Here is a 20,141-nt window from a genome sequence, read left to right on the forward strand (position 1 = left end):
GTTTCTGGTTTGGGGCGCATTTCGTGCTTTGGGGCGGACATCGCGCGCCCCGAAGCACGAAATGCGCCCCAAACCAGAAACATTGAGCAGCCGGGCGGGTTGTGCGGGGAGGTGGGAGCTTCGCCCGGGTCAGCCGTCGGCGCCGACCAAGCGCGCGAACGCGCTGAGACGGGCCACGCCCTCGGGCGTGCGCGGGAGATCGTCGAGCAGCGACGGGGAGTACACGACGTACGCCGCCTGCATCGCCCGCGAGATCGCGACGTTGATGCGGTTGCGGAGCAACAGGAACTCCAATCCTCGCGGGGCGTCGCGCCCCGACGACGCGGCGAGCGTGAGGATCGCGACGACCGCTTCCTTGCCCTGGAACCGGTCGACGGTGCCCACCGGCACATCGGCGTACCCCGCCGCGGCGAGCGCCTCCTCCACGGCGACCTGCTGCGCGTTGTACGGCGTGATCACGATGATGTCGTCGGCGCGCAGGGGACGTGGCGGGTGGATCACGGCGTCGTCACCGGCGCCCCCGTCGGCGCCGAGCCACTCGCGTCCGACGAGGTCGGCGACCAAGTGCACGACGGCCTCCGCTTCCTCCGGCGCGCACGTGGCGTTGCCGCTGTGCCGCACCGGCCGGGGGTGCACGCCCGGCTCGATCCCTTCCAGCACGCGCAGCGCCGTGGACGGGTGCGCGGCGAGGCGTCCCTCATAGGACAGACGGGACACCGGACCCGCGACCGCCGGGTGCATGCGCCGCGTTCGCGCGAGGAAGTAGCCGAGCTCGGCGGGGACGACCTCGGCGCCGTCGATGACCCAGCCGAGTGCCGAGGTGTCGACGGGCTCGGGATGCGTTCCCTGGCTGACCTGCGGCAGCTGCTGCGGGTCGCCGAGAAGCAGCAGCCGGGGAGACGCCAGCGAGACCGCGATCGTGGATGCCAGGGAGAACTGCCCCGCCTCATCGATGACGAGCAGGTCGAGGCTTCCACGAGGAATCCGGCCCTCGTGGCTGAAGTCCCACGCCGTACCCCCGACGACGAAGCCGTGGGCGGCGTTCTCGGCGGCGAACGCGGGAATCCCGTTCTTCGGCAGAACCGTGAACGCGTGCGCCGCGGCGGGGTCCTTCGGGGCCTTGCCGACGCGCGCGGCCGGCACGCCGGCGGCGATGACCCGGTCGAGCATGTGCTCGACCGTCGCGTGCGACTGGGCGACGACGCCCACACGGTAGCCGCGCTCGGCGACGAGCCGTGCGATCACGTGCGACCCGACGTAGGTCTTCCCGGTGCCGGGTGGGCCCTGCACCGCGAGGTAGCTGCGGTCGAGGTCGGCGACGGTACGGGCGATCGCGGCGACCTCGTCGTCTCCCCCGGCGCCGTCGAGAGCGGTCACCGGCGCCAAGGACCCCGACCGCGTGCGCGGCGGGCGGCGACGCAGGATGTCGGCCGCCGGCCCGTCGGGGATGGACGGCGCCGCCGCGAGCACGGCATCCGCCCATGCGTCGATCGCCTTCTGCTGATTGCCCGCGCGGGGCGGCGCCGGCGGTGTGAGCGCGAGCGGAAGCACATCCCACGTCATCCCGTCGACCGCGGTCTCCTCGATGACCGCGCCGTCGTCGAGCACCTCGCGCACCGTGACCCTGCGTGCTCCGTGGATCCAGCGCGGCCGCACGTCGAGGGGGAAGGGCGTCGGCAGGTCGTAGACGGCGAACGGCTCGGCATCCACGGTCAGCCGGCTCCCGGGGGCGACCTCGCCCCGGATCTCGACGAGACGCCGCTCGGCACCCCGGCCCGACTCCGCGATGTGCCAGTCGGCCACGACGCGGGAGCGTGCGGCATCCACCACGACGACGTCGCGCGAGTCCTCCCAGATCGACACGGGCTCGCGCAGGCGGAGGAAGTGCGTGGCCCAGTACGTCTTGTCTTCGCGCGGGTAGTAGTCGATCGCCGCCGCCGCGAGCCGGAGAGCCGTCGCCTCGGGCTCGGGGGCGTCGGCCGCCCAGCGCTGCAGCGCGGTGGCGCGCGGTGACGGCTCATACGACTGCTCGTCGGGCTCGGCGCCGCGGGCCGGGACCGCTCCGCCCTCGCGCGCGCGTTCGACGAGCCAGTCGCGCAGTCGGCGAGTGGAGACGCAGTCGTAGCGGTTATAGTCCGCGAGGTCGTCGAGGACGCGCTGCGCGGCCTCGGCCTCACCGTCGGCGGCGAGCGCGCGCGCCTCGACGTACTTCACGATCGAGTCGTCGCCGCGCTGGACGTCGCTCGTGCGCACCTCATCGCCCATGTAGAGCGGTTCGAGCTTCTTGATCGAATACGAGCGCGACCCCACGCGCAGCGCGCGGCGGACGACGGGATAGAGATCGACGAACACCCCGTCGCGCAGGAGCCGGTCGACATCGGCCTCGCGGACGCCGTAGTGGGCCGCCATCGTGAGCAGATGAGTGGGCTCGTAAGGCGCGTAGTGGTAGATGTGCATGCCGGGGAACTGCTCCCGGCGGACCGCCACCATGTCGAGGAACCGCTCGAGGGCTGCCCGTTCCTCGTCGAACGTGTGCGCCCACAGCGCGGTGTACCGTTCGCGGGAATCCACCCAGCCGAAGAGGTAATCGATGCCCCAGTGCTCGCGATCGCCCTCGGTGTAGAGCGGATCACCCTCGAAGTCGAAGAACAGGTCGCCGTGGTCGGGGCGGGGAAGGACGCCGAGCGCCTTCGGAGCGACCACCTCGTAGGTCGGGACCACGTGCGCGGCGGAGGCGCCGTCGCCGGCGGGACTGGCCAGCTGCAGCCGCGCCTGCGTGCGGAGGGAGGCGAAGGTGTCGGGGCTCATCGCCTCAGGGGCGACGGGCGCCGCCGCCAGCGCGTCGATCGTGGTGATGCCCCCGGCGCGGAGGCGGTCGCGCTGCACCGGACGCATACCGGCGACCAGGAGCAGGTCGCGGTGCGCCACCACCTCGATCTCGCACGTGGGGCAACGGCCGCACGCGAGGACGGCCAGCTCCCCGCGGGGATCGCCCCACGGCACCACGGGACCCGCGGCGCCGAGATCGGCCCGGCGGTCCGCGATGAGGGCGCGCAGACGTGCGCGGCGCAACGCGAACACCGGGAGCAGATCGTCGACGCGATGCGTGCTGGTGGTGCCGTCACCGAGGAGCAACTGCACCTCGTCGGAGCGGGGAACGCCGAGCCTGTCGAGCTGATCGACGTAGGCGGCCAACTGCATGAGGGCGGTCACCCGCGCCCGCCGCGCGAGCTTGGTGTCCTGCACGATCCAGGGTCGGGGACCGCCGCTGCCGTCGTCGGGCTCGCGCACGAGGAAATCGGCGAACCCGACGAACTCGTCGGTCGAGAACGCCGCCTGGTACACGACCTCGGCCGCGGGGTCGGCGAGTGCCGCGGACGTGAGCCGCACCGCCTCGGCCAGGGCATCGGCGTCGGAGGACCGCACGGCGGGGATCTCGCGCACCGCGGATCCGAGGCGGCGGCGGTAGTCGTCGAGCACGCGCCGTTCGTGCGCGGTGCCGAGCGCGGCGGCGCGTTCGAGCGTGGCATCCTCGGGGTCGGGGACGGCGGCGATACGGCCGATCTTCGCATCGATCGCGCGCAGCCACGCGAACTCGCACTCGGCCGCCGCCTTGAGGTCGCTGGCGCTCCAGACGATCCGGGCGTCTTGCTCGATGTACCGCATGATCCCCAACGCTAACCGGGGCCGCCGACATCGCCGCGCGGCGGTGCGCACGGTCCGCGAGTCTGCGCGAACCGTCTGCCGCGGTGTCCGACCCACCTGACAGACTGGACCGGTGATCACCGAGCTGCCGTTCGAGAGCGTCTACCGGCACGGGTTCGCGCGTGTGTCCGCGTGCACGATCCCCGTCGCGGTCGCCGACCCCGCCGCCAACGCCGAGGCGGTGCTCGCCTCCGCGCGGGACTGCGATGCAGACGGCGTCGCGGTGGCGGTGTTCCCCGAGCTGTGCCTGTCGGGCTACGCGATCGACGACCTCGTCATGCAGGACCCCCTGCTGGATGCCGTCGAGGCCGCCGTCGCGCGAATCGTCGCGGCGTCCGCCGACCTGCTGCCCGTCCTGCTCGTCGGGGCCCCGCTGCGGCACCGCAACCGTCTCTACAACTGCGCCGTCGTCATCCATCGGGGCCGGATCCTCGGCGTGGCGCCCAAGTCGTATCTGCCCACCTACCGCGAGTTCTACGAGCACCGCTGGTACGCCCGGGGCGACGACCAGGCCGGTCAGGACATTTCCGTGGCGGGTTCCACGGTGCCGTTCGGTCCCGACCTGCTGTTCGACGCCGTCGACGTGCCGGGGCTGACTCTGCACGCCGAGGTGTGCGAAGACGTGTGGGTCCCCATCCCCCCGTCGTCCGCCGCCGCCCTGGCCGGGGCCACGGTGCTGGCCAACCTCTCGGGCAGTCCCATCACGATCGGCCGCGCCGACGACCGCACCCTGCTGTCGCAGTCCCAGTCCCTGCGCTGCCTCGCCGCGTACGTGTACGCCGCCGCGGGCCAGGGCGAGTCGACCAACGACGTGTCGTGGGACGGTCAGACGATGATCTACGAGGGGGGCCAGCTCCTGGCCACCACCGAACGCTTCCCCGACGGGCCGCGGCGCAGCGTCGCCGACGTCGACCTGGATCGTCTGCGCCAAGATCGGCTCCGCCAGGGAACGTTCGACGACAACCGGCGCACCGCCGGAGCCCCCTTCCGCACGGTCACGTTCGAGCTCGCACCGCCCGCTGCCGATCTCGGCCTCCGCCGCTCGCTCGACCGGTTCCCCTTCGTCCCCGACGACCCGGCGCGTCTGGCGCAGGACTGCTACGAGGCGTTCAACATCCAGGTGTCGGGCCTGGTGCAGCGTCTCGAAGCGATCGGCGGTCCGAGGCCCGTCATCGGCGTGAGCGGTGGGCTCGACTCCACCCATGCGCTGCTGGTGATCGCCCGAGCGATGGACCGCATGGGCAGCCCGCGCAGCGACATCCTCGCGTACACCCTCCCCGGGTTCGCGACCAGCGAGAAGACCAAACGCAACGCCATCGCCCTGGCCGAAGCCGTCGGAGCGACGATCGAAGAGATCGACATCCGCCCCGCGGCATCCGAGATGCTCTCCCGCATGGGCCACCCGTTCGCCGCCGGCGAGCCGGTGCACGACGTCACGTTCGAGAACGTCCAGGCGGGGCTCCGCACCGACTACCTGTTCCGCCTCGCCAATCAGCGGAACGGGATCGTCATCGGCACGGGCGATCTGTCCGAGATCGCGTTGGGCTGGTCGACGTACGGCGTCGGCGACCAGATGAGCCACTACTCCGTCAACCCGGGCGTGCCGAAGACGCTCATCCAGCACGTCATCCGCTGGGTCATCTCGGCGGGCGAGCTCAGCGCCGCGACCGTCGAGGTGCTGCAGGCCGTGCTCGACACCGAGATCAGCCCCGAACTGGTGCCCGCGGGCCAGGACGGCAAGATGCAGTCCACCGAGGATCGCATCGGTCCCTACAACCTGCACGACTTCACGCTCTACCACGTGCTGAGGTTCGGCTTCCGGCCGTCGAAGATCGCGTTCCTTGCGGCGAAGGCCTGGGAGGATCCGGATGCCGGGTCCTGGCCCGCGGGCTACCCCGAGGGCGCACGTCCCTCGTACGACCTCGTCACCGTCGCCCGGTGGATGGAAGTGTTCCTGCAGCGCTTCTTCGGGTTCGCCCAGTTCAAGCGCAGCGCCATCCCCAACGGGCCCAAGGTCTCGCCCGCCGGGTCGCTCTCACCCCGCGGCGACTGGCGCGCACCGTCGGACGGCAACGCGCGCGCGTGGCTCGCCGATCTGCACGCGGCCGTTCCGAGCGCGTTCGCCGGCGACTGAGCTCACCAGCCCATCGAGCCGGGGACGCCCTTGAACGGTCCCGCGAGATCGCTCGTGACCCAGCCGCCGTAGAACCCCCCGGGCTGCGGCTGCACCGTCTCGCCCGCGAGGATGCACCGATCCATCGGGGCGGCGTACACGGCGACACGATCGGCGAGCACTTCGTAGCCGGGCATCGGATGCGGGTAGTCCCACGCGGCCCGCTCCGCGAGCGCACCTCCCCCGCCGTGTACGTCGAAGTAGCGAGCACCGCCCTTGAACTCGCAGAACGACGCCCCCTGACCGAGCGTGAGAGCATCGCCGAACGCGGCGATCGGCAGGTAGTACACGGGCGGATGGCTTGTTTCGAGCACGCGCACGACGTCGTCGGTGTCGACGATCCGGATGCCACCGAAATCGATCTGCGCGCGCTTCGCGATACGTTCCACGCGGGGTGGGCGGGGGTAGTCCCAGACGGACTCCTGACCGGGACGAACGGGATCGGGAACAGGGCGGGCCATGGATCAACGCTACGCCGACCACGCCGGGGAGGGGCGGAATCGGGGCGCCCTTGAACGCAGGACGGATCGCTCGGCGCGGTGGGTTCGGTAGCCTGGGAACAGGAGGGGCACGAGTGAGCGGCGAGCACGGCATCGACAGCGGTCGACGGTACCGGGTGTACCAGGTGATCGGCATCCTGATCGGCGTGCTGTTCCTCGGTCTCGGCATCGCCGCGCTCCTCTCGGGAGGCGGTCCCGTGATCGCCGCCATCGCTGGAATCGGAGGCCTCGCCGTGATCATCGTCTCGATCGTCATGATGGTCCGCTCGTGAGCGGCGCCGACGAGGGCGGCCAGGACCCCCGGCCCCGCAAGTACCCGCCGGGAACGGTCGCCATCTGGGTCGCCGTGTCCGCGGTCGGGCTCTGGCTGCTCGGCAGCGGTCTCATCGGCATCCTCTCCGGCAACTGAACCGGAGCGGGAATTCCCCGTGGTCGTGGTCGTTGTCCCGAGGACACCGATCACGACGAAAGGGCATCCATGACGCGCATCGGACGCAGCGACCTCGACATCCGTCCGCTCTCCCTCGGCGGCAACGTCTTCGGGTGGACGGCCGACCGCGACACCTCGTTCGCGGTTCTCGACGCCTTCCACACCGGCGGGGGGAACTTCATCGACACTGCGGACGGGTACAGCGCGTGGGCGCCGGGGAACTCCGGCGGTGAGAGCGAAACGATCATCGGCGAGTGGCTCGCGAGCCGCCGACCCGAGAACGTCGTCGTGGCGACCAAGGTGAGCACCCACCCCGACTTCCGCGGCCTGTCGGCCTCGAATGTCCGGGCCGCGGCAGAGGCCTCACTGCGCCGGCTGGGCGTGGACGCGATCGATCTCTACTACGCCCACTTCGATGACCCCGACACTCCGCTCGAAGAGACGGTCGGCGCTTTCGCCGACCTGGTGTCGGACGGTCTCGTCCGCTACGTCGCCGTCTCGAACTACACCGCCGACCGCATCCGCGAATGGATCTCGCTCGCGCAGGCCGCCGGCGCCGACCTCCCCGTCGCCATCCAGCCGCATTACAACCTCGTGCACCGCACACAGGTCGAGAGCGAGATCGTGCCGGTCGCCGAGGAGTTCGGTCTCTCGCTGGTCCCCTACTACGCGCTGGCCAGCGGCTTCCTCACGGGCAAGTACCGCACGACGGATGCCGCGGGCGAGTCGCCCCGCGCGAGCGGCGCCGCGAAGCTCGCCACGCCCGCGGGTCTCGCCGTGATCGATGTCCTCGACGAGATCGGCCGCGCCCACGACGCGTCGATCGCCTCGACCGCGCTGGCATGGCTCCGGTTGCAGCCGACCGTCGCCGCGCCCATCGCCAGCGCGTCGCGACCCGAACAGGTCGCCGACCTGATCGCGAGCATGTCGCTCGAACTGTCGGCGGACGAACTCGCCCGCCTGGGAGCGGTCTGCGCCAAAGCCCAGGGCTGAGTCGCCCCGGATCGTGCTCGCCGACGCGGCTCGTGCGCCGCGTCGGCGAGAATGGTCCGGTGAAGCTTCTCGTCGCCGCCCACGCGTCCGAATTCGTCGCCTTCGAGGCCGATATCCCCGGCTTCGACCGGTTGCTCACGGGCGTCGGCAAGATCCCCGCCGCCTACGCGCTCACGCGGGCCCTCTGCGAGGGCGAGTACGACGAGATCGTCGTCGTCGGCACCGCCGGCGCGATCGACCCCGCACTCGAGGGGGGCATCTACGACATCGCCGCCGCCGTGCAGCACGACGTGAAGGGGCTGGACGGCACGTTCGGCGAGCACGTGTGGCTGCCCTCTCGGGTGGACATCGCCTCCGAGGGCGTCGTCATCGCCACGGGCGACCACTTCGTGGACGACGCCGAAGCCGTCGCGCTCATCCGCGACCTCGACGCCCGCATGGTCGACATGGAGTCCTACGCCCTCGCCTGGGTCGCCCAGCAGTTCGGTGTGCCGATCCGCATCCTGCGCGCCGTCTCGGATCGCGCGCAAGGCGGAGCGACCGAGCTCTGGGACGACGTCGTCGAGCGGTGCAGTCACGAGCTGCGCGCGAAGCTGCGCGAGCTCTACGGCGTCTGAGACCCGTTCCGGGCCCGGCCCGCGAGGTCGGCGACGCCGACGATGAGAGCCAACCCCAGGAACACTCCGACCGCGATCATGCCGTAGGCGTACGCGTCGTGGAACACCACGAGCGGATCGCGCTCCCCCTGCTCGCGGTAGACGGTGGCGTAGAACAGCGCGAGAGCGATGGCCGTGCCGACCGCGGTGCCGATGCGCTGCCCGAGCTGACCGACCGATCCCGCCACACCGCCGCTGCTGACGGGGATGTCGGCGAGGGTGAGCGTCTGGTTGGGCGAGATGACGAGACCTCCCGCGAAGCCGCCCACCACCATGACCCCGGCCATCGCCCACGGCGTCCATTCCGGGGGCGTCACCAGCGCGACGAGGGCCAGCGCACCGGCTGCGGCGAGCACGCCCACGATGCCGGCGACCACCAGCGGTCGACCCAGACGTGTGACGAGATTCCCGCCGATCCACGAACTCCACGCGGATGCCACCGCGAAGCCGATCGTGACCATGCCCGCGAACACGGGCTCGAGTCCGAGACCGCCCTGCAAGTAGAGGGTGCCGAGGAGGAACATCGCGGGAACGGCCGAGAAGTAGGCGGTCGAGATGAGCACGCCGTTGCGGTACGACGCGAGGGAGAAGATCGAGAACGGCATGAGCGGCATCCGTCCCCGTTGGGCGTAGCGGCGTTCCCAGAAGACGAACCCGGCGGCCAAGACCGCGGACACCACCAGGAGCCACCACCGTCGGGGGTCGTCATCGGGTGAGCCCGTCGTGAACAAGAACGGCCACATGAGGGCCACGATGGTCGCGCCGAACAGCACGACGCCGATCGGGTCGAGATCGAGCGCCCGGTGCGACTTCGTGCGCGTGCTGGGCAGCAGCCACGCGGCCAACGCGATGACGATCGCGACGAGCGGGATGTTGATCCAGAAGATCAGGCGCCAGCCGTCGGTCGGACCGCCCACCGCGATCAGCAGTCCGCCGAGGGTCGGGCCCAGCGCGGTCGCGATGCCGATCGTCGCCCCGAACAACCCGAATGCGCGACCGCGTTCCTTTCCCTGGAAGAGCTGCTGTACGAGCCCGAGGACCTGGGGCATCTGGATGCCGGCGGCGACGCCCTGCAGCAGACGCGCGATGAGCAGCACGGCGGTGTTGGGGGCCAGCGCACACACGAGACTCGTCACCAGGAACAGCGACAGGCCGACGAGGAAGAGCACACGACGCGAGCGGAGGTCGCCGAGCCGGCCCGCGGGCACGAGCACCAGCCCGAAGGTCAGGATGTACCCCGACACGACGAGTTGCAGCTCGGTGGGTCCGGCGTTCAGCGCCGCTTCGATGGACGGGAGGGCGACGTTGACCTTCGTGAGATCGAGGATCGTCAGCGCCGCGACGGAGACGGCGACCCAGTAGGCGCGCCAGCGGTGGCGCGACGAGAGCGGGATGTCGCGGGTGGGGGGATGGGGGGACGAGCTGTCTTCAGGCATCGCAGCTCACGGTACCCCCGCGATCACCCGCCCCGGCCGGGGCTTGCGCGCCGAGGACGGCAGGTCCCGGCGTTCGCGGCGTCAGTCGATGTCGCGTCGCGCGAACACGGCCCGCAGGATGAAGAACACGACGACCGCGACCACCGCGACGACCACCAGCCGGAAGACGAACGCGATGACCGAGAACAGGATGTTCACGAGGACCCACGCGATCACGATGGCCGCGATGACCCCCAGAACGGTCCACAGGGTGCTCTTGCGCATGCCTCCAGCCTAGGTGAGGGAGCTCACCGCCGAGTCCTGCCGGATCACGCTCGGGCCGCGCGGGGTGGCGGTCACGCGCACCTGTGCGGGCAGCTGGTCCTTCATGGAGGCGACGTGGCTGATCACTCCCACCGTGCGGCCGCCCTGCCGCAGCTCGTCGAGAGTGCGCATCGCCAGATCGAGGGTCTCGTCGTCGAGCGAACCGAACCCCTCATCGATGAAGAGCGTGTCGAGATGGATGCCGCCCGCCCGAGCCGTGACCACCTCGGCGAGTCCGAGCGCCAGCGCGAGCGAGGCGAGGAACGTCTCACCACCGGAGAGGGATTGCGGGGGCCGGCACTGACCGGTGAAGGCGTCCATGATCTCGAGACCCAGCCCGCTCGCCGCTCCGCGCGCGGCCAGCGCGTCGGTGTGCTGCAGTCGATACCGCCCCGCGGACATGTGATCGAGGCGCAGGTTGGCGGCATCCACGATCTCTTCGAGCTCGGCCGCGAGGACGAAGGTCTCGAGGGTCATACGGCGGGTATTGGGGGCGCGGCCGGCCACGGTGTCGGCCAGACGCGCCACGACGGCATGCTCGTCGGACAATCGCGCGACGGCGGCGCTCCCGGCGTCGGCCCGCTGTGCCAGATCGCGCACGCGCTGCGCGGCGGCGGACGCGGAGGCATGAGCGGCGGCCGCCGCTTCGACCTCCGCCCGCGCGACGGTCACCGCCTCGAGGACGGGGGCGAGGTCGATCGGATCGTCGGGCGCGCCGACGAGCTGCAGCTCGAGGTCGAGCAGGCGGCGACGCGTCGCGGCCAGCGCCGTGTCGTGCTCGGCCAGGACGGCCTCGTTCCGGCGGCGCTCGGCGAGGTCGCGCACGGCGGCGCGCACGGCCGCCTCGTCGGGGAAGTCGCTCGCGGCGAGCAGCGCGCCGAAGGCCGTGCGCGCGTCGACGGCGGCGCGCCGACACGCGTCGCGCTCAGCCCCTGCAGCGGCCACGGCCCGCACGGCATCGCGGCGGGTGCGCAGGTCGTCCCGACGCTCGCGCACCGTTGCAAACGTTCCGCGCGCCTCGGCGACCGTGGCGCGCAGACCGTCCGCCCGCTGAAGCTGGAGCGCGAGATCCTGCCGCGCGTCGGCGAGTTCGCGCGCGAGCTCCTCGCTCTCGGCGGCGTCCGCGCGCTCGCGATCGCTCAGCTCGGTGCGCTCGGCAGCGAGGCGGTCGTACTCGGCCACATCGGCCTCGGCGCGCGCGAGCACGTCTTCGACGCGGGTGAGGCGCTCGTCGAGCTCCGTCACCGTCTCACCGCCGGCGCGCGCGGCCGCGAGCGCGTGCGCATCGCGGGCGATGCGCGACGCGTCGGAGGCGAGGCGGTCATTCTCGGCCGCGACGGCCTTGCGATCCTCGGCCGCCGACATCTCGGCGTCGGTGACGGGGTCGTCACTGCCGACCGCGGGCGCGGGGTGCTCGCGTGACCCGCACACGGCGCACGGTTCGCCGTCGACGAGGCGGTGGGCGAGCTCACCGGCGGCGCCCGCGAGTCTGCGGCGCAGGAGAGTGCTCCAGGCCTCGACCGCGCGCTGCAGTTCGTCGGAGCGCACGAGCGCGGCGAGGTCGGCCTTCTCCCGTTCCTCGTGAAGCCTTTCCGCCTCACGAGCCGCCGCCCTTCGCCGCGAGATCTCGTCGCGCTCGGCGATGGCGACGTCACGGCGCGGCTGGGCGTCGGCGAGCAGGGTCAGACGCGCTTCGAGCGCCTCTCGTAACGCCGGCGCCTCGGCGCGGCGCGCTGCGACGTCGGCGCTCCGACTCTCGGCGCTCTCGACGTCGACGCGCCGGGCCGCGACCCCGGCCTCGACCCGGCGGAGGTCTTCTTCGGCCGCGAGGGCTTCGTCGACGCGTGCGAGCAGGGCCGTGAGGTCGTCATCGCGCTGCGCCAGCACCCCGGCGTCGCCGAGCCCGGACTCGCCGGACCGCTCCGCCGCATCGAGCGCGGCCGCGAAGGCGTCCTCCGCCGACTGGAGGGACCGCTGCGCACGATCGACCGCCTCGAGCGGAGCCCGCAACGCCTCCGCCGCGGCGGCGGCGTCGTGCTCGGCGCGCAGGGCGTCGATTCGCTCGGCGTCGGCCTCGAGGGCGGCGAGACGTTCACGCGCACTCTGCCGCTCCATCTGCCGGTCCCGCATCGCGGTCGCGTCGCGCTCCGCTGCCAGAGCGGCGTCGAGGGCGGCCTTGGCCACCACGCGTTCGTGCGCGACGGCGTCCACGCGGTACTCCATGCGCTCGACGGCCCGCACCACGCGAGCGAGGCGCTCGTCGATGGTCAGGGCGGCCGCCGGGCCGCTGACCCCTTCGATCGCGTCGTCCTTTCCCGGAGCGACGTCGGGTGTTCCCGCGCCCCGAGCGATTTCGTCGGCGACGATCATCCGCTCGGCCTCGTCGAGCAGCGTGGTCACCTCGGTGCCGCCGGACGCGAGTCGCTCGGCCGCGCGTTTGCGTCGCTCGTCGAGGGCCGCCGCGTACTGCTCGTACGAGCGCGTACCGAACAGGGTGCGCAGGAGCGCTTGACGCTCGTCGTTCTTGGCGAGCAGGAACCGGGCGAACCGGTTCTGGGCCAGGAGGATCACCTGAAGGAACTGCTGCTGCGTGAGTCCGAGGATCTCATCCAGCCGGGCGGCGACATCGACCGGTCGTGCGGCCACGCCCGTCCAGCCTTCGGGCTCGAGCACCTCGAGGCTCGCGCGATGCGGTTCCTTCGTGGTGCCGGTGCCCGTGCGCTTGGGGCGTTCGTACTCGGGCGACCGCGTCACCCGCCAGCGCCTCCCCTCGGCGCTGAACTCGACGGTCACGCTGGTGGGGTCATCGAGGCCGCAATGATCGCTGCGCAGTCGCCGCTCGGCTCCGTCATACCGGGGAACGCCGCCGTACAACCCGTAGCAGACGCCGTCGAGCACGCTCGATTTCCCGGCGCCCGTGCGCCCGGCGATCAGGAAGATGCCGTCATCGGCGAAGGCGTCGAAGTCGACGACCTGACGCTCCAGGAAAGGACCGAAGCCCTCGAGCTCGAGGCGGTGCAGCTTCACGACTGCGCCTGGGTCATCGCGCGCGCGTCGAGCACGTCGCGGAGGATCTCCCGCTCCGCCTCGGACGCCCCTTCGCCCTCGCGCACGTGCACCAGGAAGGCGTCGACGATCTCGGTCTCGTCGCGAGCCGCGCGCACCCGGCGGGCGTACCCGCGTCCGTCGTCTTGTCTCGCCTCGGCCGGCAGGTGAGCCACGGTCGCGCACCACGGAAAGCGAGCCTGCAGCCGACGCATCGGGTCGATCTGGGGAGTGGGGTCGGTGTACTCGGCGCGCACCCAGTCATCGACGTGGGCATCCAGGGCCGCGTCGGAGAGCAAGTCGTCGAACGGTGCCCGCAGGGTCACGAGCGGTCGCGGTACCGGCAGGGCGAGCCACTCGACGGACGAGAGGCCCGCGGCATCCAGCTCGACGAGCCACGACCCGCGCGGCTTGCCCGCCTCGCCGAAGCTGTAGTGCAGAGGAGCGCCGGCGTAGCGCACGCGATCCGACAGGCTCTGTCGCCCGTGGATGTGGCCGAGGGCGACGTAGTCGGGACCGTCGAAGACGGGAAGCGGCACGTTGTCGAGACCGCCCTGCCGGATCTCGCGCTCCACCCCGGGGGTGGCCTCGACCCCCGCGGCGAAGCAGTGCGCGATCGCGATGGAGCGACCGCCGCGCGCGGACAGGTCACGGCGGACGAGATCCATGGCGTGCGCCATCGTCTGCGCCTGGCTGCGCAGTTCTGCACCCGGCCACAGATGCCGCACGATCGCCGGCTCGAGGTACGGGATGCCGTAGAAGTGAACGGGGCCGTGCGCGTCCTCGATCGTGACGGGGGTGCCGACGGACAGCGGGTCGGTGACGACGGTGATGTCGTCGCGCAGCAGCGCCGACTGGAACCCGAGACGCGCGGCGGAATCGTGGTTGCCGGAGGTGACGACCACGCGCGCCCCCGCCTCTGCAAGGGCGGCGAGCGTGCGGGTCAAGAGGGGATAGCACGCCGCGGACGGCGCCGCGGAGTCGAACACGTCACCGGCGACGACGACGACGTCGACGCCGTGTTCTTCCACCTGACCGACCAGGACCCCGAGCACCTCGGAGAGCGCCTCGAGCGTCGAGTGGCCGTGGAACGAGCGCCCGATGTGCCAGTCGGACGTGTGCAGGATCCGCATGCTGACACGGTACGTCGGGCCTCCGACATCGGCGGTCAGCTGCCGCGCGGGTCGCCCGTACGGCACCCGCGCCGCGGTTCAGGCCCCCGACACCTCGGCCGCCAGAGCCCGGATGCGGTCATCGCCCAGCTCGAGCCCGATGTCAGCGAAACGCTGTCGCAGAACGTCGGCGATACGTTCCGGCGACTTGTCGCCCACGTCGGCCCGGGTCTGCACCACGACGCCCGCGATCCGCGCCTCGTCGTCGGTGGGGTGCGTGTCCATCGCGGGAGCGGACTGCTCATCGGGCCGCGACGCCTTCCCGTCCTCGTGGACGGCTCCCCCGACGGAGTCGGCCGGCGAAGCGCCGGTCTCGGCGGCGTCGGACGGCTCGGGGCTTCGGGTGTGCTCGGTCATGTCATTCCTCCGTGCTCATGTCGGGGTCGATGCCCTGGCTGGCGGCATCCCCCTCGATCGGGTCCGACGGCTCGGCGTCGTTCAGGCGCGGCGAGCCCTTCGCGTTCTCGTTCTGCTCGGCCGTCTCGTCGTCCGCGACGGCGCCGCTCTCCCAGCCTCCCGGCGGGTTCGCATCGATGACGCCCTCGGGCAGGTCGCGTTCGTCGGTCATGACAACCCCTTTCGACCCGACCCAGCATCGTCGCCCCGTGCTGTGAGGCGGCAGGGGTTGACGGGTCTGCGGGCCGCGGGTACCGGATCGCTCAGCGGCGGGCGTGCAGCAGGCTTCCCCGCTCGGGGTGCGCCTCGAACCATTCGCCCACGTACCAGCACACCGGCAGGATCTCGCGGTCGCCGGCCTTCTCGATGGCATCCACGGCGCGTTCGACGAGCACCGCGGCATACCCGCGACCGCGGAACGTGGGAATGGTGAACGCGCGAGTGAGAGCCACCGTGCGGCCGTCGTCGCGGTAATCGAGCACCGAGACCAGGTCGTCGCCGTCGTGCAGCGTGTAGCGCGAGGCGGCCCGGTCATCGGCGAAACGCAGGTCGGTCATGGGATGACACGGTACGCCGTTCCGCCGACACCGGCGCCTCACGAGCAATGTGCTCGATGAATGCCCACCATCGGCCACGACATCGAGCAGGATGCCCGGTTCTCCGGGCGTCATGATTTGACGCGAGCGGACACGGTAGGTCATAATCGGCCGCATGACTGTCAACGCGCTCTCTCTGTCCGCCCGGGAGGCGAACGGGACTGCCGGCATGATGATGCCCGGCCGCGTTGTCATGTGTTGTCGAATGTGCCGCTAACAGCGACCCTCGTCCGACGATCTCGAGCTTCTGAACGCCGACGTCGTCCCCCGGTCGTCCGCGGTCCGCGTCGATCACGCGCACCCCGACACCGCGCTCCGGCCCCTCGGCCACACACCTCCCGTCGAACCCCGCTCCCTCGACGCCCGGGTTCACCAGTGAAGGACACCTTCCTCATGTCGACCTCCGCCGTTCTCGATCGTCCCACCCCCGTCTCCGCCGTTCGCCCGCAGCCCGCACGCCGGATCACCGCACCGCCGGCTCCCTCGGCACCGGCTCCCACGACGCCCGCCGCCGCAGCCCGCCCCGCTGTCCCCGCCGGCACTTCGCCGCGCGGATTCGCGCTCTATGTCGGCATCGACGAAGCCAAGGCCGCCGCCGCCGGCGTGAGCCTGGGCACCCTCGTCGAGGCTCTGCGTCGCACCCTCGGCGAACTGGCCCCCGCCGCCGAGACGTACGCCACGGTCGCTCTCGCCCCCGCCGGCGCCGGAGGCCGCGACGTCGACGTCGTCCGACTGGCCCTGCACGAACCGTCCGCCGTCGCCCGCACCAAGGACGAGCCCGCCGAAGAGGACCGCGCCCCGCGCGGCGTCGTCGTCGACATCTCACGCAAGCGGGTCCTCATCGACGGCGAGTCCGCCGCCTTCACCTTCAAGGAGTTCGAGTTGCTGCAGTACCTCGTTCTCCGCGAGGGCCGCACCATCGAGCGGACCGAGCTGGTCTCGTCGCTGTGGGAGGGTGCCACCGACGACGAAGCGCCCGGCGAGCGCACGATCGATGTCCACGTGCGTCGGCTGCGCGCCAAGCTCGGCGTCTACGAGGACATCGTGCGCACCGTACGCGGCGTCGGATACCGGTTCGATCGCCACGCGGACGTCTCGATCCGCTACGGCCACGGCACGCCCTCGCCCGACCGCTTCTGAGCCCTGCTCCCGCCGCTCCCACCGCGATGTCGGCGGGGCGACGTAGGGTGTCGGCATGAGATCGACCCGGGCGCGCGCGGCACTGCCCTCGCGCGAGGTTCGGCCACCGGTCTCCGACCCCCTTCAGACCGAGTACCGACCGCCGCAGCCGGTCGACATCGATCGCACGATCACGGCGCAGCGGCACGGGCGCAACGACCCGACTTTCGCGGCGACCGGCCCGCTGCGCACCGGCGGCATCGTGTGGCGCGCGAGCCGCACGCCGATGGGCGTGGCGACCATGGCCCTGCGGTGCACCGCGGGCGGCACGGTTCGCGCGGCCGCGTGGGGCCCGGGCGCGGAGTGGGCCCTCGCCCAGCTCCCCGCCCTCTGCGGCGCGCACGACGACCCCGACGGCTTCGATGCGTCGCGGCATCCGTCCGTCGCCGAATGGCACCGACGGCACCCCGACCTGCGCATCGGGCGCACCGACCTCGTGTTCGACGCTCTGGTCAGCGCGATCATGGAGCAGAAGGTGACCAGCTTGCAGGCCTTCTCCGCCTGGCGGAGCATCGTCACCTGGTACGGCGAACGCGCGCCGGGTCCGACCCCGCTGCCGATGTTCGCCCCGCCCGACATCGAGGGGTGGCGACACGTGCCGTCCTGGGCGTGGCATCGCGCGGGGCTCGAGCCCCCGCAGTCGCGCACGATCGTGGAGACCGCACGCCGCGGGTCGGCTATCGAACGTGCGGCGACGGCAGCCCCCGACGGCGAGGCGCGCGATCGCGTCTTCATCAGCCTCCGCGGCGTCGGCGTGTGGACGAGCGCCGAGACCCGCATCCGCGCCTTCGGCGACCCGGATGCCGTGAGCATCGGCGACTACCATCTGGCGCACCAGGTGGGCTTCGCCCTCACCGGGCATCGCACCGACGACGACGGCATGCTCGAGCTCCTCGAACCGTTCGCGGGGCACCGCCAGCGCGTCATCCGCCTCATCTACGCGGGCGCGTCGTTGGAGCCGCGTCGCGGCCCGCGGCTTCACCCGCAAGACCACCGCGATCATTAGCGCGGCGACGTCGACGCGGGCCATCGACATCGCCCGGGAGGGGGTACACACTGTCGGCATGACGACAGCACTCACCACCTACCTCAACTTCCGACGCGAGAGCCGCGCAGCGATGGAGTTCTACCACGGCGTGTTCGGAGGCGACCTGCAGATCGCCACGTTCGACGACTACGGCATGCCCGTCGGCGACGGCGACGGCGATCTGGTCATGCACGCCCAGCTCACGACCCCGCAGGGGTTCGTTCTGATGGCATCCGACGTTCCGGAGGGGATGCCGTTCACCCCCGCGGCCGGCATCTCCATCGCGCTGCACGGGGACGAGGAAGCGGCGCTCGAGGGATGGTTCCACGCCCTCGCCGAGGGCGGTCGCATCGGTCTGCCCCTCGAGACGCCGCCGTGGGGCGGCCGCTACGGAACGGTCACCGACCGCTTCGGCATCGACTGGCAGGTCGTCATCGACACCGGAGCGGAAGCGCCCGCACCCTAGGCTGGGCGCATGACGCAATCGGGCACGGGATGGCCGCGGGGACGCACGTACTGGATTCTGGGCACCCTCGTGCTGCTGGCCGGCGGCGTGCTCTTCGGTCTGATCCTCCAGAACGTCTGGCTCGGCGTGCTCCTGGCCGCGGTAGTGTCGCTCGGCTGGCTTCTCGCCTTCGAATCCAGCCGCGGACGCAATGTCGGGGTCAATGACCCCGACAACGGCGTCGAGCTCTGACGCACCACCGCTGCGGCGCCCTCCGTCGCGGGTCGCTCAGCGGTAGTAGACGGCCAACGGGTACGCGCCGTCATGACGGACCTCCACCGGCGTGCCGAACACCTCCTCGAGGGTTGCGGGCGTCATGAGTTCGGCGGGAGTCCCGGCGTGCACGACGCGACCGTCGGCGAGGGCGACGATCCGGTCCGCGTAGGCTGCGGCGAAGTTGATGTCGTGCACGACGATGACGATCGTCTTGCCGAGGTCATCGGCGGCTCGACGCAGCTGCCCCATCATGGCGACGGCGTGGCGCATGTCGAGGTTGTTCAGGGGCTCGTCCAGCAGGATGTAGTCGGTGTCCTGCGCCAACACCATCGCCACGTAGGCGCGCTGCCGCTGTCCGCCCGACAGCTGGTCGAGATAGCGCTCCGAGAGCTCCTCGAGATCCAGGAACGCGATCGCCTGGTCGATGACGGCCCGGTCCGCGGGGGTCAGCCGGCCCTGCGAGTGCGGGAAGCGCCCGAAGCCGACGAGATCGCGCACGGTCAACCGCGTCACGAAGTGGTTCTCCTGCCGGAGGATCGACACCACGCGCGCCAGGGTGCGCCCGGGCGTGGTGGCGACGTCGAGGCCCGCCACCGACGCTCGACCCGACGTGGGCGTCGTCAGCCTTCCCACGATGGTGAGCAGTGTGGACTTGCCCGCACCGTTCGGCCCGACGAGCGCCGTGACACCCCCCGCGGGGATGTCGAGAGTCACCGGCCCGAGCACCGTTCGGTCTCCGTAGGTCATCGTGATGTCGGTGAGGCGGATCACATCGCTCCCTTCCGGAGCAGGAAAATCAGGAAGAACACGCCGCCGACGAACTCGATGATGATCGAGAGCATCCCGGCGGCGTAGAACACGTGCCGCAGCACGAAGTACCCCACGAGGAGGGTCGCCATCGCGAGGAGCATCGCGAACGGCAGGACGATCCGGTGTTCGGAGGACCCCGCCAGCTGATAGGCGAGCGTGGCGACGAGGAAGCCGAAGAACGTCATCGGCCCCACCATCGTGGTCGACACCGAGATGAGCACCGCCACCAGCACCAGGATCAGCGTCACCTCGCGGCGGTACGACAGCCCGAGGTTGACGGATGCCTCGCGTCCCAGGGCGAGCACGTCGAGCCGGTACCGTGCGCGCCACACGACCACGAGGACCGCGGCGACGACGAGCGCTCCCCACGGCAAGTAGTCGGCATCCGAGTTCGACAGATTTCCGAACAATCGCGCGGACAGGATGTCGAAGTCGCTCGGGGTGAGCAGCCGCTGCATGACGGTGGAGAGGGAGCCGAACCCCACACCGAGCACGACCCCCACCAGGAGCATGACGTGGAGATTGCCGCGGGGACCGGCGAAGAGCCAGCCGTAGAGCAGGGTGGCGAAGCCCACCATCAGCGCGCTCTGCAGCGCCACCTTCAGCAGGCCATCGGTCGCCGAGAGGGCCGCGGCCCCGAAGAAGAACACCAGCGCGGTCTGCATCACGACGTACAGGGCGTCGAAGCCCATGATCGACGGGGTCAGGATGCGATTGGCCGTGGCGGTGTGGAAGAGCACGGTGGCCGTGGCCTGACAGCACGCGACGAGGGCGATCGTCGCCACACTCACCACGCGGAGGTTCATCGCGATCCAGAATCCCCGCGAGCCGGGGGCGCCCGGAATGTCCCACGTAAGAACGCCGACGGCCGCGACCGCGACGATCGCGGCGAGGATCGCGAAGCGCCACGCGATGCGCGGGGACCGCACCGCGGGGGTGGGACGGAGCAGGATGTCAGACACGGGCACGCATCCTCAGCAGCAGGGACAGGAACACGAC

20 protein-coding genes are annotated in these 20,141 nt (G+C 71.3%); 9 read left to right on the forward strand and 11 right to left on the reverse strand.

Annotated features, from left to right (window positions below):
* Positions 1-129: 129 nt before the first annotated feature.
* The gene (locus tag MHY30_RS13820; protein WP_239277685.1) at positions 130-3,666 is read right to left on the reverse strand and encodes a bifunctional RecB family nuclease/DEAD/DEAH box helicase; all 3,537 of its coding nucleotides are present in this window, start codon (positions 3,664-3,666) and stop codon (positions 130-132) included.
* Positions 3,667-3,778: 112 nt separating this feature from the next.
* Between MHY30_RS13820 and MHY30_RS13825 the strand changes: the two genes are divergently transcribed.
* Complete coding sequence (locus MHY30_RS13825; RefSeq protein WP_239277686.1) at positions 3,779-5,839, forward strand: NAD(+) synthase; 2,061 nt, start codon at positions 3,779-3,781, stop codon at positions 5,837-5,839.
* A 2-nt stretch (positions 5,840-5,841) separates the two neighbouring features.
* On the opposite strand, the gene MHY30_RS13830 is transcribed toward MHY30_RS13825, so the two are convergent.
* On the reverse strand, positions 5,842-6,339 hold the full coding sequence (locus tag MHY30_RS13830; RefSeq protein ID WP_239277690.1) for a DUF427 domain-containing protein: 498 nt from the start codon (positions 6,337-6,339) through the stop codon (positions 5,842-5,844).
* A gap of 113 nt (positions 6,340-6,452) precedes the next feature.
* Between MHY30_RS13830 and MHY30_RS13835 the strand changes: the two genes are divergently transcribed.
* The 4 genes from MHY30_RS13835 to MHY30_RS13850 all read left to right on the forward strand — a co-directional run bounded on the left by MHY30_RS13835 (position 6,453) and on the right by MHY30_RS13850 (position 8,418).
* Positions 6,453-6,650: a hypothetical protein gene (locus tag MHY30_RS13835; RefSeq protein ID WP_239277693.1), complete on the forward strand. Its 198-nt coding sequence runs from the start codon at positions 6,453-6,455 to the stop codon at positions 6,648-6,650.
* Positions 6,647-6,787 carry a hypothetical protein gene (locus MHY30_RS13840; protein ID WP_239277694.1) on the forward strand — a complete coding sequence of 47 codons (141 nt, stop codon included), beginning with the start codon at positions 6,647-6,649 and terminating at the stop codon, positions 6,785-6,787. The genes MHY30_RS13835 and MHY30_RS13840 overlap by 4 nt, the downstream gene beginning before the upstream one ends.
* A 69-nt stretch (positions 6,788-6,856) precedes the next feature.
* On the forward strand, positions 6,857-7,801 hold the full coding sequence (locus tag MHY30_RS13845) for an aldo/keto reductase (RefSeq protein WP_239277697.1): 945 nt from the start codon (positions 6,857-6,859) through the stop codon (positions 7,799-7,801).
* Positions 7,802-7,860: 59 nt separating this feature from the next.
* Positions 7,861-8,418, forward strand: coding sequence for a nucleoside phosphorylase (locus MHY30_RS13850; protein ID WP_239277699.1), 558 nt, complete (start codon positions 7,861-7,863; stop codon positions 8,416-8,418).
* Here the strand turns inward: MHY30_RS13850 and MHY30_RS13855 are convergent.
* From MHY30_RS13855 to MHY30_RS13885, 7 genes are all read right to left on the reverse strand, one after another.
* Positions 8,406-9,893, reverse strand: coding sequence for an MFS transporter (locus MHY30_RS13855; protein WP_239277703.1), 1,488 nt, complete (start codon positions 9,891-9,893; stop codon positions 8,406-8,408). The two genes, MHY30_RS13850 and MHY30_RS13855, sit on opposite strands and share 13 nt — an antisense overlap.
* A gap of 81 nt (positions 9,894-9,974) precedes the next feature.
* Positions 9,975-10,157, reverse strand: a complete 183-nt coding sequence (locus MHY30_RS13860) for a hypothetical protein (RefSeq protein WP_239277704.1) — start codon at positions 10,155-10,157, stop codon at positions 9,975-9,977.
* Positions 10,158-10,166: 9 nt separating this feature from the next.
* The gene (locus tag MHY30_RS13865; RefSeq protein WP_239277707.1) at positions 10,167-13,223 is read right to left on the reverse strand and encodes an AAA family ATPase; all 3,057 of its coding nucleotides are present in this window, start codon (positions 13,221-13,223) and stop codon (positions 10,167-10,169) included.
* Positions 13,220-14,374, reverse strand: coding sequence for an exonuclease SbcCD subunit D (locus MHY30_RS13870; protein ID WP_239277708.1), 1,155 nt, complete (start codon positions 14,372-14,374; stop codon positions 13,220-13,222). The genes MHY30_RS13865 and MHY30_RS13870 overlap by 4 nt, the downstream gene beginning before the upstream one ends.
* Before the next feature lie 78 nt (positions 14,375-14,452).
* Positions 14,453-14,770, reverse strand: a complete 318-nt coding sequence (locus MHY30_RS13875; RefSeq protein WP_239277709.1) for a hypothetical protein — start codon at positions 14,768-14,770, stop codon at positions 14,453-14,455.
* A gap of 1 nt (position 14,771) precedes the next feature.
* Positions 14,772-14,981, reverse strand: a complete 210-nt coding sequence (locus tag MHY30_RS13880; RefSeq protein ID WP_239277710.1) for a hypothetical protein — start codon at positions 14,979-14,981, stop codon at positions 14,772-14,774.
* A gap of 91 nt (positions 14,982-15,072) precedes the next feature.
* Positions 15,073-15,366: a GNAT family N-acetyltransferase gene (locus MHY30_RS13885; RefSeq protein WP_239277714.1), complete on the reverse strand. Its 294-nt coding sequence runs from the start codon at positions 15,364-15,366 to the stop codon at positions 15,073-15,075.
* Between the two features lie 432 nt (positions 15,367-15,798).
* Between MHY30_RS13885 and MHY30_RS13890 the strand changes: the two genes are divergently transcribed.
* From MHY30_RS13890 to MHY30_RS13905, 4 genes are read left to right on the forward strand one after another with little or no spacing between them, the layout of a single operon-like run.
* Positions 15,799-16,545 (forward strand): winged helix-turn-helix domain-containing protein, encoded by a 747-nt coding sequence (locus MHY30_RS13890; protein ID WP_239277728.1) that lies wholly within the window; start codon positions 15,799-15,801, stop codon positions 16,543-16,545.
* Positions 16,546-16,600: 55 nt separating this feature from the next.
* Positions 16,601-17,590: a DNA-3-methyladenine glycosylase gene (locus MHY30_RS13895; RefSeq protein WP_239277716.1), complete on the forward strand. Its 990-nt coding sequence runs from the start codon at positions 16,601-16,603 to the stop codon at positions 17,588-17,590.
* Between the two features lie 58 nt (positions 17,591-17,648).
* Positions 17,649-18,077 carry a VOC family protein gene (locus tag MHY30_RS13900; RefSeq protein ID WP_239277718.1) on the forward strand — a complete coding sequence of 143 codons (429 nt, stop codon included), beginning with the start codon at positions 17,649-17,651 and terminating at the stop codon, positions 18,075-18,077.
* A gap of 9 nt (positions 18,078-18,086) precedes the next feature.
* Positions 18,087-18,308, forward strand: coding sequence for a hypothetical protein (locus MHY30_RS13905; protein WP_239277719.1), 222 nt, complete (start codon positions 18,087-18,089; stop codon positions 18,306-18,308).
* 36 nt (positions 18,309-18,344) lie between these two features.
* Here the strand turns inward: MHY30_RS13905 and MHY30_RS13910 are convergent, their stop codons facing one another.
* On the reverse strand, positions 18,345-19,103 hold the full coding sequence (locus MHY30_RS13910; RefSeq protein WP_239277723.1) for an ABC transporter ATP-binding protein: 759 nt from the start codon (positions 19,101-19,103) through the stop codon (positions 18,345-18,347).
* A complete protein-coding gene (locus tag MHY30_RS13915) occupies positions 19,100-20,104 on the reverse strand; it encodes an iron chelate uptake ABC transporter family permease subunit (RefSeq protein ID WP_239277725.1) in 1,005 nt (334 codons plus the stop codon). The genes MHY30_RS13910 and MHY30_RS13915 overlap by 4 nt, the downstream gene beginning before the upstream one ends.
* Positions 20,105-20,141 lie beyond the last annotated feature (37 nt).

This window comes from Microbacterium sp. ACRRU (assembly GCF_022346945.1).
GTDB classification, from domain to species: domain Bacteria; phylum Actinomycetota; class Actinomycetes; order Actinomycetales; family Microbacteriaceae; genus Microbacterium; species Microbacterium mcarthurae.